The organism is Micromonospora sp. NPDC047812, from assembly GCF_040704175.1.
GTDB lineage: Bacteria > Actinomycetota > Actinomycetes > Mycobacteriales > Micromonosporaceae > Micromonospora.
The window spans coordinates 134,735-149,426 of the sequence record NZ_JBEYRY010000012.1; the positions used below are offsets into that span (position 1 = coordinate 134,735).

The window sequence follows — 14,692 nt, forward strand, 5'->3', positions numbered from 1 at the left end:
CCGTATGCGTTTTCCCGTAAAGCGAATTGCCCGGGCGTGTCAGTAGTGAAGTAGGTCCTATCCGGGGCGTCCGTATCGCCCCAGCCGGACGGGATGCGTGTGAGGATGGGGGCATGTCGCACGGCGAGGAACTGTTCGCTCTCGGCGGGGACGTGACCACGGAGCCCAGCTTCGAGTCCGCTCTGCGGGGGTACGAGAAACGACAGGTCGACCGGTACGTCGCTCGCGCGGAGCACGAGATCGCGGCCCTGGCGGCCGAGCGGGAACAGGCCTACACACAGATCCACAAGCTGGCCGGCCAGGTCGAGGTGCTCCAACGCGACCTCGCCCAGGCGCGCAAGTCGTCCGGGGCGCTCGAGAACGTCTCCTACCGGCACCTCGGCCCGCGGGTGGAGCAGATCCTCACCCTCGCCGAAGAGCAGGCCGACGCGATCCTGGTCGCCGCCAACGAGGAGATCGAGGCTCGCCGGGCCGCCGCCGAGCACATCGTCGAGGACGCCCGCGAGCAGGCCGCCACCGCCCTCAAGGACTTCGAGATCGCGCTGGCCGCCCGCCGGACGGAGGAGGAGCGGCACACCGCCGCCCGCAAGGCCGAGGCGGACGCCGCCGTCCGGACGGCCAGGGACGAGGCCGCCCGGCTCCGCAAGGCCGCCCAGGAGGCGCTGGCGAAGGCCCAGCAGGAGGCCACCCAGCTGCGGGACGCCGCCAAGGAGATCCACCAGCGGGCCCAGCAGGAGGCGACGAAGCTGCGCGAGGCCGCCAAGGAGGTGCACGCCAAGGCCCAGCAGGAGGCCACCCAGCTGCGCGAGGCCGCCAAGGAGGTGCACGCCAAGGCCCAGCAGGAGTCCAGGCGCCTGGTCGACCAGGCCACCGAGGCGGGCCGGGCCACCCACGCCAAGGCGCAGCGCGACGCCAAGCAGATCATCGACGACGCCGCCGACGCCGGCCGGGCCACCCGGGAGAAGGCCCGCCAGGAGGCGGAGCGGCTGACCACCCAGGCGGCCGAGACGGCCAAGCGCAACCGCGCCGAGACCGAGGCGTACGTGCAGCGGATGCGCACCGAGACCGAGGCGTACGTGCAGCACTCCCGGGCCCAGACGCAGCAGGAGCTCGGCGCCTGGCGGGCCGGGGTGGAGCAGGAGGTCAACAGCCGGCGCGAGGCCGCGGACCGCGAGCTGACCCAGCGCCGCGCGGCGGCCGAGCAGGAGTTCACCAAGCGCCGCGAGGAGCTGGAACAGCAGTACAAGACCCGGCTCGCCGAGCTGGAGAAGCAGCACACGAGCCGGCACGACGAGCTGGAGTCCGGGTTCGAGGCGCGTCGCGCCACGCTGGAGGCGGAGTACACCGCCCGGAAGAACGAGATCGAGCAGGGTGCCGCCGCCGTCCGCCAGGCCGCCGAGCAGGACGCGCTGACGATGCGCCGGCAGGCAGAGGAGGAGGCCGCGGCGCTGCTCGGCCGGGCCGAGTCGGAGGCGGCCGACAAGCGCCGCAAGGCCGACGAGCACGTGGCGACGTCGCGCCGGCAGTTCGAGGAGTACGCGGCCACGACGCAGCAGCACCTGGCCACCACCCAGCAGCACCTCGCCGCCACGCAGCAGGAGGCCGCCGCCAGCCGTCAGCAGCTCGCCCAGGTGATGCTGGAGATCGCCCAGGCCCAGCAGGAGCTGGCCGACCTGCGGCAGGAGACCTGGAAGTCCCGGCAGGAGTCCGACGAACTCCAGCGGCAGGTGGCGGAGCTGCGGTTGGGCCTGCTCGGCGCGGCCGACCGGCCGGGCGGGACGGACGGCGCCGTCGCCCCGGTGGTGGCGGATGCCAAGCCGACGCCGGCCAAGGCGAACGGCGGCAGGCCCCGCCCCGACGCGGACAAGTCCCCGGCCGACAAGGCCGGCCACCCCGCCCCGGCGGGCGCTGGCACTGCGGGCGCGGGCACGGCGGACAAGACCCCGGCGGGAGCGGGCTCCCCGGACAAGGCCCCGGTCGGCGCGGGCGGGGCGACGGGCTCCGCGGCGGCCGCGTCCCCCTCGGGCGGCAAGCCCGCCGCCGGCAAGGTGGAGCCGGAGGACGCCGGGCAGCCGGCCAAGGGCCGGATCGAGCCGGCCGACGCCGGGCAGCCGGCCATCGGCAAGGCCACCGTGACCACCGTCGACGGGGGCACGGCCAGTGCCGGCGTGGACGGGGAGCCGACCGTGGCGGCGGTGCCCGGCGAAGGGGGCCGGGACGCCACCCCGACGAAGATCACCAGCACCGGCGAGAACGGCAAGCGCCCGGCGAAGCCGACCACCGACGAGCGCAGCGCCAAGCCGAGCAAGGTCGTCGTCGAAAAGGACTGACCGCTCCACCGCCCGGGCGCCTGGTCGCTTGGTCGCCTGGCAGATCTTGGAAGAATCGGGCCCCTCCAGGGGCGGTCCCGTTCCAAGATCTCAGGACTCGGACCTGCCCGCCTCCAGGGGCGCGGAGGGCGGCGGTGGGCGGTCCCGATGGCGCGGTCGGGCCCGGCGACACGTCCGGGTCCGGGTGGCACGGCCAGGGTCCCGGTGGCACGGCCAGGTCCCGGTGGCACGGCCAGGTCCGGGTGGCACGGCCAGGTCCCGGTGGCACGGCCGAGTCGGTCGGGTCGGGCCGGGTGACACGGTCGGGTCGGGTTCGCGGCGTACGCTCCCGGGTGGGATCCGCCGACGTGAGCCGTGACCGGGCCGTCCGGCGGGAGTCGATCAGGGAGGTCCGATGGCAGACGACGGACCGACGGCGTCGAGCGGCGACCGGGAGCCCGACGGCACCCCGGGACCGGGCGACAGGAGCCGGAAGCCGGAGCACACCACCGCTCCCGAACACGCCACCTCGCCGGAGCACGCCACCTCGCCCGGGCACGCCACCGCTCCCGAACAGGCCGACAGGACGACAGGCACGGCAGGCACGACGGGCGGCGGCGGGCCGGCGGCGAACGGATCGGGCCGGTTCGGCACGCCGGGGCGGCCGCTGAAGCGCAGCAGCTTCCTGGTCGGCTTCACCGGCGCGGCCGGGGTGCTGCTCGCGTACGCCCTCTATCTGGGCCTGCGCAACGCGGCCGGCATCCTGGTCCTGGTGGTCATCGCGCTCTTCCTCGCCGTCGGCCTGCATCCCGCGGTGGTCCGGCTGCGGTCCTGGGGGCTGCCGCACGGGATCGCCGTGGCGGTGGTCGCGCTGACGGTCGTGCTGCTGCTCTGCGGTGGCGTGTTCGCCCTGGTGCCGCCGATCGTCACCCAGAGCGGGCAGTTCATCGAGCAGCTGCCGAGCTACCTGGAGGCGTTGCGCCGCAACGAGACGGTCAACGACCTGGTGGTCCGGTACGACCTGATGGAGCGGGTGCAGAACGCGGCGAACGCGAACACGGTCGGGCAGGCCCTCGGCGGGGTGCTCGGCGGCGCCCAGTTGGTCTTCGGCACCGTCTTCCGGGGGCTGACCGTGCTGGTGCTGACCATCTACTTCCTGGCCTACTTCGACCGGCTGCGCGACCTGGGCTACTCGCTGGTGCCCCGCTCGCGCCGGGAGCGGGTGCAGCTCATCGGGGACGAGATCCTGACCAAGGTGGGCGCGTACATGGTCGGCGCGCTCAGCATCGCGGTGCTGGCCGGGATCTCCACGTACGTGTTCGCGCTGATCGTCGGGCTGCCGTACCCGTTCGCGCTGGCCGTGGTGGTCGCGGTGACGGACCTGATCCCGCAGATCGGGGCGACCCTGGGCGCGGTGATCGTCAGCCTGGTCGGTTTCGCCACGGACCTGCCCATCGGCATCGCCTGTGCGGTGTTCTTCCTGATCTACCAGCAGGTGGAGAACTACCTGATCTATCCCAAGATCATGCGCCGGTCGGTGTCGGTCAACGAGGTGGCCGCCCTGGTGGCCGCCCTGCTCGGGGTCTCCCTGCTGGGGGTGGTGGGCGCGCTGATCGCGATCCCGGCGGTGGCCGCGCTCCAGCTCATCCTGCGGGAGGTGGTCCTGCCCCGGCAGGAGTCCCGCTGACCCCACCCGGCCCGGCCCGGCCGGTCACGGTGGACCGGCCGGTCGGGTCCGCGACGGGAGCGCGGGGCGGAGGGTGCGTCAGCCGGCCTGGCCGGCGGGCGGGCCGGGCACCGGGCGGTCCGCGAAGGAGGCCACCGTGCGGTCGGCGTACGCGCTGACGTCGCCGGTCTCCATCGGGCCGTCCCAGGTGGTCGGCAGCGGCACGGCGGCGGCCGGGTTGACCCGGCGCACCACCTCGTCCAGCACGGTCTCGGAGTCGCCGACCCAGAGGTGCTTAGCGCCGGGCACCCCGACCACCTCGGCCTGCGGCACCGCCGCGAAGCGCTCCCGGGCCTCGTCGGGGCGCAGGTAGTCGTCGAACTCGGGCACCAGCGCGGTCAGTGGCTTGCCGGACTCCGCCCAGTGCTCCAGGTCCGCCGAAGCGGAGAAGCGCAGCGGCGGGGAGAGCAGGATCGCCCCGACGACGGCCGGGTCGCAGCCGTACTTGAGGGTCAGGTCGGTGCCGAACGACCAGCCGAGGAGCCAGACGTTCGGCAGTTCGTGGAACTCGGCGTACTCGATGGCGGCGGCGACGTCGAAGCGCTCGCCGACCGCGTTGTCGAAGGCCCCCTCGCTGGTGCCGCGCAGGCTGCTGGTCCCCCGGGTGTTGAAGCGGAGCACCGCCAGGTCGGCCAGGGCCGGCAGCCGCCACGCCGCCTTGCGGAACACGTGGCTGTCCATCATCCCGCCGTGCGTCGGCAGCGGGTGCAGGCAGACGAGGGTGCCCACCGGCTCACGGTCCAGCGGCCGGGCCAGCTCGCCGACCAGCCGCAGGCCGTCCGCGGTGTGCAGCTCGATGTCCTCGCGGTGCCCGGGCAGGATGGAGGACGCGCGGATCGGTGTGCTCACCCCACCAGTCTCGCCGGTGCGGCCGGGAACCGCCGGGCGGGGCGGAAACAGCGTGATCCAGATCGCTCAGCCGTAGCGGGGAGCGCCCCGGCCGCGCTGGACGACGGGTCCGCGCCGGTCCCGGGCCCGCCAGCATCCGCTGTGCCAGTGCCGCCGGTCGGTCAGGTCGCCCCGCCCGTCCGCCGGCCACGCCACCAGGTGCGCCATCCCGGGCCGGATCTCCTGGTCGCAGCCCGGACAGCGGTACGTCTTGGTGGAGGCGCCGCCGCTAATCCCGCGTACCTGCCAGTCGCCGTCGCGCCACTGCTGCACCGAGGCGACGCCCTGGCGGACCCGGTCGGAGTCGAGGTGCGCGGCGTCATCGCGGCGGGGTCGGTTGCGACGGGGGCTCACGCTTGCCAAGCGTACGTGCCGGCTGCCGGGCCGACCCGGGGCGGGCGGGCGGCCCCCGACTCCGGTCAGTCCCAGGTTCGCGGGTCGGTGAGGTCCGGGGCGACCTGCGCCCCGCCCAGCACGACGGCGGCGTCCGCCTCGGTGAAGCCCTGGCTCGGCCAGCCGAAGCGAGCCGTCAGGTGCGCCTTCGGGAAGCCGAGCAGCTCCAGCTCGTCCCCCTTCGGGTAGAGATAGGCCGCCCGGTCGCCGATCGTCCGGTTGCCTTCGTCGCGGCTGCCAACTATCTCGCTGTGGTACTGCAACCGCACCTGCATCCAGCGCTCCCCGGGCCGGGTGACGCGCAGCAGGACGTCGAGCGAATCCGGAAAGCCGATCGCGTTCACCTCACAGCCCGCGAGCCCGGCGTCCGGCGGCAGCACGCCCAGCCGCAGCGGGGACGCGCACCGGTGCACCGCGTCGAGGCGCAGCGCCGACCGTGCCGCCCGCAGCACCGAACCGTCGTCGGCCACCGTGTGGACCCGCGCGTACAGCCCGGGGACCGGCTGCCAGCGCAGGAACCACCCGGGCTGCGCGCCGGGCCCGGGCGAGGGCACCTGCCGCACCTGGCCGTCGAAGGCGTCGGCGCCCGCCGGCCCGGCCGGGTAGGTCATTCCCTCGTGGCGCATGTCCTCCACCGCCTCGGCTGTCCGGGCAAGGTCGAACGCGACCTGCCGGCCACCGCCGAGATCGAGGCGGGCGCCCTCCGCCCCGGCGACGGACCGCCAGGTGAGCCAGCGGGCCCGGGCCGGGTCGACCGAGAAGTGCAGCAGATGCGGGTCGCTGCCGACAAGGTCGGGCTGGGCGGCGGCGCCGGGTACCCCGTGCACCGGGGCCGGCGCGGCGACGGCGACCGCCGGCTCGGCGCCCGGCCACCGTGGTCCGGGCACCGGCCCGAGAGCGCCGGCGCCGGCGAACCCGAGCAGGGCCACCACCCCCAGCGCGCTGCCCGCGCCGATGCGGCGGCGTCGGCGACGGGCGCGCCCCCGGGCCACCGCCCGCGCGGTGAGCCGGTCCGTGTCGACCGTTCCCTCGGCGCGCTCCCGGAGCGTCCGTACGATCCGCTGGTCGAGGTCGGTCACGGTCGGCTCCCGTTCGTCGTCGGGACGCCGCAGCGCTCCCGGAGATTTGTGAGCGCCCGCATGCCATGGGTACGGACGGTGACCGGCGAGCAGCCGAGGATCTGGGCGATGGTCGCGTCGTCGAGGTCCTCGTAGTAGCGCAGCACGAGCACCGCCCGCTGGCGGACCGGCAGCGCGAAGACGAGCCGCCACATCGCGTCCCGGTCGGCCGTCTCGCCGCTCAGGTCGCCGCGCTGCGGGCGTTCCGCGAAGTCGGCTACGGCCAGTTCGCGGTTCGTGCGCCGGCGCCACCAGGAGTTGTTGGCGTTGACCAGCATCCGGCGCACGTACACGTCCGGCCGGTCCGCCCTGGCGATCCTCCGCCAGTGCACGTACGCGCGGGCCAGGACGTCCTGGGTGAGGTCCTCGGCCCGGTGCTCGTCCCCCGTCAGCAGCCGGGCCAGCCGCATCAGGGCGGGGCCTCGGCTGCCGACGTACTCCTCGAAGGTCACACCACCCAGACGCCGTCACCGGCCCGAGTTGTTTACCCGTTCAGCGACGGGTGTGGTCGCGGAAGCCGCGGCCGCTCTTGCGGCCAAGGTAGCCGGCCGTGACGAGGTGCTCCAGCAGCGGCGCGGGCGCGAAGCCCGGCTCGCGCAGCTCCAGGTAGAGCTCGCGCTGGATGGCCAGCGAGACGTCCAGGCCGACCACGTCGAGCAGCTCGAACGGGCCCATCGGGTAGCCGCAGCCCAGCTTCATCGCGTGGTCGATGTCGTCGGCGGTGGAGTAGCTCGCCTCCAGCATCTTCACCGCGTCGTTGAGGTACGGGAAGAGCAGCGCGTTGACGATGAAGCCGGACCGGTCGCCGCAGACGACGCCCGTCTTGCCCAGCGCGGCACAGACCGCGCGGGCGGTGGCGGTGGTCTCCGCCGAGGTGCGGATGGTCTCCACGACCTCGACCAGCGGCATGACCGGCGCCGGGTTGAAGAAGTGCAGCCCGACCACGTCGGCGGGCCGCTGGGTGGCCATCGCGACGTCGATCACCGGCAGCGAGGAGGTGGTGGTGGCGAGCACGACGCCCGGCTTGCAGATCTCGTCGAGGCTGGCGAAGAGGGCCTTCTTGACGCTCAGCTCCTCGACCACCGCCTCGACGACGAGGTCGACGTCGGCGAGGTGGTCCAGGGTGGCCGACCAGTTGATCCGGCCGAGCGCGGCGTCCCGGTCGGCCTCGCCGAGCTTGCCGCGCACCACACCCTTGTTGAGCGAGGTCTTGACCGCCTCGAAGACCTTGGCGGACTTCTCCGCGCCCCGGGTCACCGAGACGACCTCGTAGCCGGCCTTCGCGAAGACCTCGATGATGCCGGTGGCCATCGTCCCGGAGCCGACGACGCCGACCTTCGCGATCGCGGCGGCGCCGCCGAGCGCGGCCTCCGACGCCACCGGCGTCTGCTCGTCGGGTACGACGACCGGGGAGCCCGGCCGCTCGTAGGTGTAGAAGCCCCGGCCGGACTTGCGGCCGAGGAGCCCGGCGGTGACCATCTGCTTGATCAGCGGCACCGGGGCGTGCCGGCGGTCGCGCCCGCCGCGCCGGTACATGGTGTCCAGGATCTCGTACGCGGTGTCCAGGCCGATCAGGTCCATCAGCGCCAGCGGGCCCATCGGCAGGCCGCAGCCGAGCTTCATGGCCGCGTCGATGTCCTCGCGGGTGGCGTAGTGCGACTCGAACATGCCGACGGCGTGGTTGAGGTAGCCGAAGAGCAGCGCGTTGGCGATGAAGCCGGCCCGGTCGCTGATGGTGACGTCGACCTTGCCCAGCCGCTTGCAGAGCGCCTCCACGTCGGCGACCACGTCGGCGGAGGTGACCACCGTCCGGACCACCTCGACCAGCTTCATCACCGGGGCCGGGTTGAAGAAGTGGATGCCGATCACCTGGTGGGGCCGGCTGGTGGCGACGGAGATCTCGGTGACGCTGAGCGACGAGGTGTTGGTGGCCAGGATCGCCTCGGGCTTGCAGACCCGGTCCAGCTCGGCGAAGATCCGCTGCTTGAGGTCCAGGTGCTCGGGCACCGCCTCGATGACCAGGTCCACCGAGTGCAGCGCGTCCAGCCCGACGGCGAACCGTACGCGGCTCAGCAGCGCGTCCCGGTCGGCCTCGGCGAGCTTGCCCTTGACCACGGCCCGGTCCGTCGACCCGGTGAGGATGGCCCGGCCGCGTTCCAGCGCGTCCTCGGAGACCTCCACCGCGACGACGTCGACCCCGTTGCGCGCGAATACCTCGACGATGCCGGCACCCATGGTGCCCAGACCCACAACGCCCACGCTGGTGAAATCACGCGCCACGACCAGCCTCCTCAATGCTCCGCACGGCCGCGTTAACGACCATTAAGGTTATGCGCGCGAGTCTGCCACGTGACGCTGAGTTGTCGAGGCGCCGTGGGAAATTTCACGAGCCCAGCGGGGCTGCGCGCGCCGCCCGGCGGGGTCGTCGGCTCACCGCCGGTCGGCTCGCCGCGTCGGTGAGCCTCAGCAGCCCGCCGCGTCGGTGAGCCTCAGCAGCTCGGCGACGAACTCGGCCGGCCGCTCCAGGTGCGGGCTGTGCCCGCAGCCGGGCAGCAGCACCTCGCGGTACGCCCCGCCGGCCGCCGCGTAACGCTCCAGCACCGCCCGGGTCTGCGCCACCATCGGCTGCGCGGGGCAGGCCGCCTCCCCCGGCCAGCCGGGCACCACGCCCAGTGCGCCCAGGTGGGCCAGGTCCATCATCGCGGTGTCCGAGACGATCACGTCGGCGTCCCCGTGGACCCAGGTGACCGGCGGCTTCCCGGCCACGGCGACCAGTTCGTCGGCGACCCGGAAGTGCGCCGGGGAGAGGGCGTTGAGCACGCCGCGCCGCCCCGGGGCGGTGCCGGGCCAGTTCGCCGAGGCCACCGCCGTACCGGGGTAGTTGTCGTCACCGACCGCGGTGGACAGGAGGCTGTCCAGCAGCAGCTCCTCGTCGTCGCCGAGCGAGTCCGGGTCCGCCACGTAGGTGGCCCGCAGCACGGCGCGCGGGCTGGTCGGGCTGTCCGCGCCCCGGTCGCCGGCGGCCAGCCGCTTGACGAAGTCCCGGTTGGCGGTGCCGCCGCCGGTGCCGGCGAAGTCGGGGGTGGTCGGCGTCCCCGTCAGGTCCCGGGTGCCGCCGTAGCCGTACGGCGAGACCGGCGCGGCGAGCAGCAGCGCGCCCACCCGGTCGGGGTGGTCGACGAGCAGTCGCATGGCCACCCCGCCGCCGAGCGAGTGGCCGACCACCACCGGCCGCGCGCCGGGGGCGAAGAGGGACGGCTCGTCGAGCAGCGCGGCGACGTCGTCGGCGAAGTCGCGCAGCCCCCGGGTCGCGTCCACTCCGACGGTGTCGGTCAGCCCGTAGCCGCGCAGGTCGGGCGCGACCACCCGGAGGGTGGCCGGCAGCCGCCGCACCAGCGGCTCCCAGAAGGCCGCCGACGAGCAGTTGCCGTGGATCAGCAGTACGGGGGCGCCGTCCGGCGGCCCGGCCACCCGTACCGCCTGGGTGATCCCGTTCGCCGACACCTGCCGCTGTCCGGTCTCCATCCGCCGGATGCTGCCACGGGGGCGCCGGACGCGTCCATGGGCCGGCCCGCCACCTTCCGCCACCGGGAGGTGTGCGCCGGCATCCGCCGTCGGCCCCGGTCAGGACGGCGCGGACAACACCGCCGGAACCGCCGCCGGCACCGCGTCGACGCCCGACGCGGACAAGGCCGCCGGAACCGGCACCGCGTCGACGCCCGGTGCGGCCGGGGCCGCGATCGGCAACGGCAGGGTCGGGCGGCGGTCCCGGCGCGGCCCGTTGAAGCTGAAGCCCACCGGGTCGGTACGCGCCACGCCCGGGTCGTAGACGCGCAGCTCGGTGCGGCCGAGCCGGATCACGTCGCCGTCGGCCAGCCGCTCCACGCCGGTGATCCGCCGGTCGTTCAGCCAGGTGCCGTTGGTGGAACCCAGATCCGCCAGGGCAGCGCCTTCGCCCGTCAGCCAGACCTCGGCGTGCCGGCGGCTCAGGTGGGCGTCGTGCACCATGATGTCGGCGGTCGGCGCCCGGCCGATGACCTGCCGCTCAGGGCCCACCCGGACACTCAGCCCTCGCATCGCCCCACCGGCCACCGTCAACAACGGTCTCAGTTCCGGATGTTCCTCCATGGAAAGTCAGCCTCCACCCCGCGCGGTCACCCCACGCGTCAGCCTGCCATCACACGGTAGTCGCCCTCCACCGCCGCGTGGTCACCTGCGCGCCCCCGGCCGGACACCTCGCGTTCGGCGGTTCGGCGCGCTCCGGCGGAAGAATCATCACAAGTCCGGCCCACCCTCGTCCACCCCGTCCCACCGCCACCCGGGCGGTCCGGCGGGCGGGACCGGGCCGCCGCGGCCCTACCGGCGAGTAATCCTCGGGTCTAGACTTCCGCCATGACGGCTGTGCGTGTCCCGGGTACCCCGGTCATCGAGGACGGTCGGCTGGTGTCGACGAGCCCGGCGACCGGCGCGGAGGCCGGACGCCTGCCGGTCGCCACCGCGGAGGACGTGGGGCGGGCCGTCGACCGGGCCCGCGCGGCCGGACAGTGGTGGGCCGGGCTCGGCTTCGGCGGGCGCAGGGAGCGGCTGCTGCGCTGGCGCAGCCTCCTCGCCCGACGGATCGAGGAGATCGCCGAGCTGGTGCACGTCGAGGGCGGCAAGCCGGTCGCCGACGCCGTCGTCGAACTCGTCACCGCCGTCGAGCACGTCGACTGGGCGGCCCGCAACGCCGGCCGGGTGCTGGGCCCCCGCCGGGTCCGCTCGCGGCTCGTCCTGGCCGAGTTCTCCGCCCACCTCGAATACCAGCCGTACGGCGTCGTCGGCGTGATCGGCCCGTGGAACTACCCCGTCTTCACCCCGATCGGCTCCGCCGCGTACGCGCTGGCGGCGGGGAACGCGGTGGTGCTGAAGCCCAGCGAGTACACCCCCGTCGTCGGGCAGTGGCTGGTCGACACGTTCGCCGAGGTGGTGCCGGAGCAGCCGGTGTTCACCGCGGTACACGGGCTCGGCGACGTCGGGGCGGCGCTCTGCCGTTCCGGAGTGGACAAGGTGGCCTTCACCGGCTCGTCCGCCACCGCGCGGAAGGTGATGGCGGCGTGCGCCGAGTCGCTGACGCCGGTGCTGCTGGAGGCGGGCGGCAAGGACGCGATGATCGTCGACGCCGACGCCGACCTGGACGCCGCCGCCGAGGCGTGCGTCTGGGGCGCGCTGACCAACGCCGGCCAGACCTGCATCGGCATCGAACGGGTCTACGCGGTCGAGCCGGTCTTCGACGCCTTCGTCGGCAAGGTCGTCGAGCGGGCCGGCCGGTTGACCGTCGGCCCGGACGACGCGGACATCGGGCCGATCACCATGCCGAGCCAGGTCGACGTGATCCGCCGGCACATCGACGACGCGCTGGCCCGGGGCGGCCGGGCGGTACTCGGCGGGGCCGACGCGGTGCAGCCGCCGTACGTACGGCCGACCGTGCTGGTGGACGTCCCGGAGGACTCCGCCGCCGTACGCGAGGAGACGTTCGGCCCGACCCTGACCATCAACCGGGTCCGCGACGCCGACGAGGCCGTCGCCCGGGCCAACGCCCTGTCGTACGGCCTGGGGGGTTCGGTCTTCGGCCGGCGGCGCGCGGTGGCGATCGCCCGGCGGCTGCGCTCGGGCATGGCGTCGGTGAACTCGGCGCTGACCTTCGCCGGGATGTCCACCCTGCCGTTCGGCGGCGTCGGCGACTCCGGCTTCGGGCGCATCCACGGCGAGGACGGGCTGCGCGAGTTCAGTCGCGCCAAGGCCATCACCCGGCGGCGGGCCCGGTCGCTGCTGCCCTCGACGACCTTCGAGCGGACGCCGGCCGACGTCGCCCGGCTCGTGAAGGCCATCAAGGTCATGTACGGCAGGTGACTGTCGGATAACCGATCATGAATGCCCTCGCGTGTGTCCAACGTGGTGGGAGCGGTACATTGCGTTAAATGCGCCCCCATCGATTGCGCTTCCACCTCGTCGACAGTGACCGGTCCTGGAGTGCCCGGCAGCGCCGTCGCCGCGCCGACTGGCTGGTCCGGACCTTCCCTGACCTGGAGAAGATGCACATCATCGATCTGGGTGGCCGGCTCGGCACCTGGACCCGCGCCGACGTGCGGCCGGCACGCGTACACGTGGTCAACCTGGAGCGACCGCCCACGGACGTCCCGGAGTGGGCGGAGGTCGACCGGGCCGACGCCTGCGACCTGCCGGCCCGGATCACCGGACGCCGCTACGACCTGGTCTTCTCCAACTCCGTGCTGGAGCACGTCGGGGGGCACGAGCGGCGGCTGCGCTTCGCCGACGCCGTGCGCGGGCTCGGCGACCGGCACTGGGTGCAGACGCCCTACCGCTACTTCCCCATCGAGCCGCACTGGATCGCGCCGGGGATGCAGTTCCTTCCCGTACGGCTGCGCACCGCGTTCGCCCGCCGCTGGCCGCTCGGGCACAAGCCGACCCGCAGCCACGAGGCCGCCCTGCACCAGGTGCTCTGGACGGAACTGCTGGACCGCTCGCAGATGCGGCACTACTTCCCCGACTCGCGGATCCTCGTCGAGCGGGTGGCCGGCCTGCCCAAGTCGCTGATCGCCGTCCTCGCGGACGGCCCGCCGGAGCCGCCCCGCTGACCTGCGGCGAGCCCGGCCTTCGACGGCGGGCGGCCGGCCGGCAGGGTCCCGGGCCCGCGCGTCCGGCAACGGCCGCAGCGTCGGACGGCGCCGAAGCGCCAGGCGGGCGGCCCGTCAGAAGAGGGTGAGCTCGTCGCGCTCGATGCCGCGCAGCCTGTCGTAGTTCACGACCACGCAGCGGATGCCCCGGTCCGTGGCGAGCACCCGGGCCTGCGGCTTGATCTCCTGCGCGGCGAAGACCCCGGCGACCGGGGCGAGCAGCGGGTCGCGGTTGAGCAGTTCGAGGTACCGGGTCAGCTGCTCCACGCCGTCGATCTCGCCCCGGCGCTTCACCTCGACGGCGACGGTGCCGGACGCGGCGTCCCGGCAGAGCAGGTCGACCGGGCCGATCGCCGTCATGTACTCCCGGCGGATCAGCGTGAACCCCTCACCGAGGGCCTCCGGGTTGGCCGCCAGCAGCTCCTGGAGGTGCGCCTCCACACCGTCCTTGCGCAGGCCCGGATCGACGCCCAGCTCGTACGAGGTGTCCTGGAAGATCTCCTCCAGGGTGATCCGTAGTTCCTCGCCCGCCTTGTTGACGACCCGCCAGACGCCGGGGGCCTCCTCCAACCGGCAGGGCGGGCTCATCCAGTTCAACGGCTTGTACGCACGGTCGTCGGCGTGGATCGACACCGACCCGTCCGCCTTCACCATGAGCAACCGGGTGGCCGGCGGCAGATGGGCCGAGAGCCGTCCGACGTAGTCCACCGAGCACTTCGCAATGACCAACCGCACCCGACGAGGGTAGCCGAGACCCCGGCCCGCGCCACCGAGCGGCACTGGCGCGCCGGTGCGATGCTGAGACGGTGCTCGAAGTTCTCACCGGTACCGGTCTCGCCGCCTCGGCGGGGCTGAACGCGTACGTCCCCCTGCTCACCATGGGCCTGCTGGCCCGCTACACCAGCCTGATCGACCTGCCCGGCGGGTGGCAGTGGCTGGGCAACGGCTGGGTGATCGCGATCCTGGCGGTGCTGCTGGTCGTCGAGGTCGTCGCCGACAAGGTCCCGGTGGTCGACCACGTCAACGACGTCGTGCAGACCGTGGTCCGGCCGACCGCCGGCGGACTGGCCTTCGGCGCGGGCTCGTCGTCGGAGACGGTGACGGTGAGCGACCCGGGTAGCTTCTTCTCGTCCAACCAGTGGGTCCCCGTGATGACCGGGGTGGTGATCGCCTTCGGCGTGCACCTGTTGAAGTCCGCCGCCCGACCGGTCATCAACGCGACCACGGCCGGCGTCGGCGCACCCGTGGCCAGCACCGCCGAGGACGCCACCAGCGTGGCCATGTCGGTGGTGGCGATCGTCCTGCCGGTGCTGGTACTGGCGTTCCTGCTCGGGCTTGTCGTCTTCGTCTTCTGGTTCGTCCGACGCCGCTCCGACCGCCGCCGGGAGCGTCAGGCGGCGCGGGCCGCCGGCTTCCGCGTCTGACGAATCCGGACCCGCCGCTGGCCGGCACCCCGGGTGGGGTGCCGGCCAGCGGCGTTCATGTCTTCTTGTCAGCTGTTCCAGTGCTCGGCGACGAGGTCGGCGGCCTGCTGCTCCCACTGGGCGTAGTGGTCCGGGTACGCCGACACCTGCACCGTCTGCG

Annotated in this window: 13 protein-coding genes; 5 read left to right on the top strand and 8 right to left on the bottom strand. The window is 73.8% G+C overall.

Features of this window, described 5'->3' with window-relative positions:
• The first annotated feature begins 113 nt into the window (after nucleotides 1-113).
• Together AB0883_RS27855 and AB0883_RS27860 are read left to right on the top strand one after the other, a co-directional pair.
• Entirely contained in the window at nucleotides 114-2,330 is a 2,217-nt protein-coding gene (locus AB0883_RS27855) for a hypothetical protein (protein ID WP_366644272.1), read from the top strand.
• 394 nt (nucleotides 2,331-2,724) lie between these two features.
• Entirely contained in the window at nucleotides 2,725-3,996 is a 1,272-nt protein-coding gene (locus AB0883_RS27860) for an AI-2E family transporter (RefSeq protein ID WP_366644273.1), read from the top strand.
• A 78-nt stretch (nucleotides 3,997-4,074) separates the two neighbouring features.
• Here the strand turns inward: AB0883_RS27860 and AB0883_RS27865 are convergent, their stop codons facing one another.
• The 7 genes from AB0883_RS27865 to AB0883_RS27895 all read right to left on the bottom strand — a co-directional run bounded on the left by AB0883_RS27865 (nucleotide 4,075) and on the right by AB0883_RS27895 (nucleotide 10,511).
• Entirely contained in the window at nucleotides 4,075-4,884 is an 810-nt protein-coding gene (locus AB0883_RS27865) for an alpha/beta hydrolase (protein ID WP_366644274.1), read from the bottom strand.
• 66 nt (nucleotides 4,885-4,950) lie between these two features.
• Nucleotides 4,951-5,277, bottom strand: a complete 327-nt coding sequence (locus AB0883_RS27870; RefSeq protein WP_366644275.1) for a hypothetical protein — start codon at nucleotides 5,275-5,277, stop codon at nucleotides 4,951-4,953.
• A 65-nt stretch (nucleotides 5,278-5,342) separates the two neighbouring features.
• Nucleotides 5,343-6,395 (bottom strand): hypothetical protein, encoded by a 1,053-nt coding sequence (locus AB0883_RS27875; protein ID WP_366644276.1) that lies wholly within the window; start codon nucleotides 6,393-6,395, stop codon nucleotides 5,343-5,345.
• The gene (locus tag AB0883_RS27880; protein ID WP_366644277.1) at nucleotides 6,392-6,886 is read right to left on the bottom strand and encodes a SigE family RNA polymerase sigma factor; all 495 of its coding nucleotides are present in this window, start codon (nucleotides 6,884-6,886) and stop codon (nucleotides 6,392-6,394) included. Before AB0883_RS27880 ends, AB0883_RS27875 begins: the two co-directional genes overlap by 4 nt.
• A 40-nt stretch (nucleotides 6,887-6,926) precedes the next feature.
• The gene (locus tag AB0883_RS27885; protein WP_366644278.1) at nucleotides 6,927-8,714 is read right to left on the bottom strand and encodes a 3-hydroxybutyryl-CoA dehydrogenase; all 1,788 of its coding nucleotides are present in this window, start codon (nucleotides 8,712-8,714) and stop codon (nucleotides 6,927-6,929) included.
• Between the two features lie 183 nt (nucleotides 8,715-8,897).
• The gene (locus AB0883_RS27890) at nucleotides 8,898-9,959 is read right to left on the bottom strand and encodes an alpha/beta hydrolase (RefSeq protein WP_366644279.1); all 1,062 of its coding nucleotides are present in this window, start codon (nucleotides 9,957-9,959) and stop codon (nucleotides 8,898-8,900) included.
• Nucleotides 9,960-10,058: 99 nt separating this feature from the next.
• Nucleotides 10,059-10,511 (bottom strand): FHA domain-containing protein, encoded by a 453-nt coding sequence (locus AB0883_RS27895; protein ID WP_366644280.1) that lies wholly within the window; start codon nucleotides 10,509-10,511, stop codon nucleotides 10,059-10,061.
• Between the two features lie 315 nt (nucleotides 10,512-10,826).
• Between AB0883_RS27895 and AB0883_RS27900 the strand changes: the two genes are divergently transcribed.
• On the top strand, nucleotides 10,827-12,323 hold the full coding sequence (locus AB0883_RS27900; protein ID WP_121399573.1) for an aldehyde dehydrogenase family protein: 1,497 nt from the start codon (nucleotides 10,827-10,829) through the stop codon (nucleotides 12,321-12,323).
• A gap of 68 nt (nucleotides 12,324-12,391) precedes the next feature.
• Nucleotides 12,392-13,069: a class I SAM-dependent methyltransferase gene (locus AB0883_RS27905; protein ID WP_366644281.1), complete on the top strand. Its 678-nt coding sequence runs from the start codon at nucleotides 12,392-12,394 to the stop codon at nucleotides 13,067-13,069.
• Nucleotides 13,070-13,183: 114 nt separating this feature from the next.
• Here AB0883_RS27905 and nucS read toward each other — a convergent pair whose 3' ends face one another.
• A complete protein-coding gene (gene nucS, locus AB0883_RS27910) occupies nucleotides 13,184-13,843 on the bottom strand; it encodes an endonuclease NucS (protein WP_334565082.1) in 660 nt (219 codons plus the stop codon).
• A 71-nt stretch (nucleotides 13,844-13,914) separates the two neighbouring features.
• On the opposite strand from nucS, the gene AB0883_RS27915 reads away from it, so the two are divergent.
• Nucleotides 13,915-14,532, top strand: a complete 618-nt coding sequence (locus AB0883_RS27915) for a DUF4126 domain-containing protein (RefSeq protein WP_366644282.1) — start codon at nucleotides 13,915-13,917, stop codon at nucleotides 14,530-14,532.
• The last annotated feature ends 160 nt before the right edge of the window (nucleotides 14,533-14,692 follow it).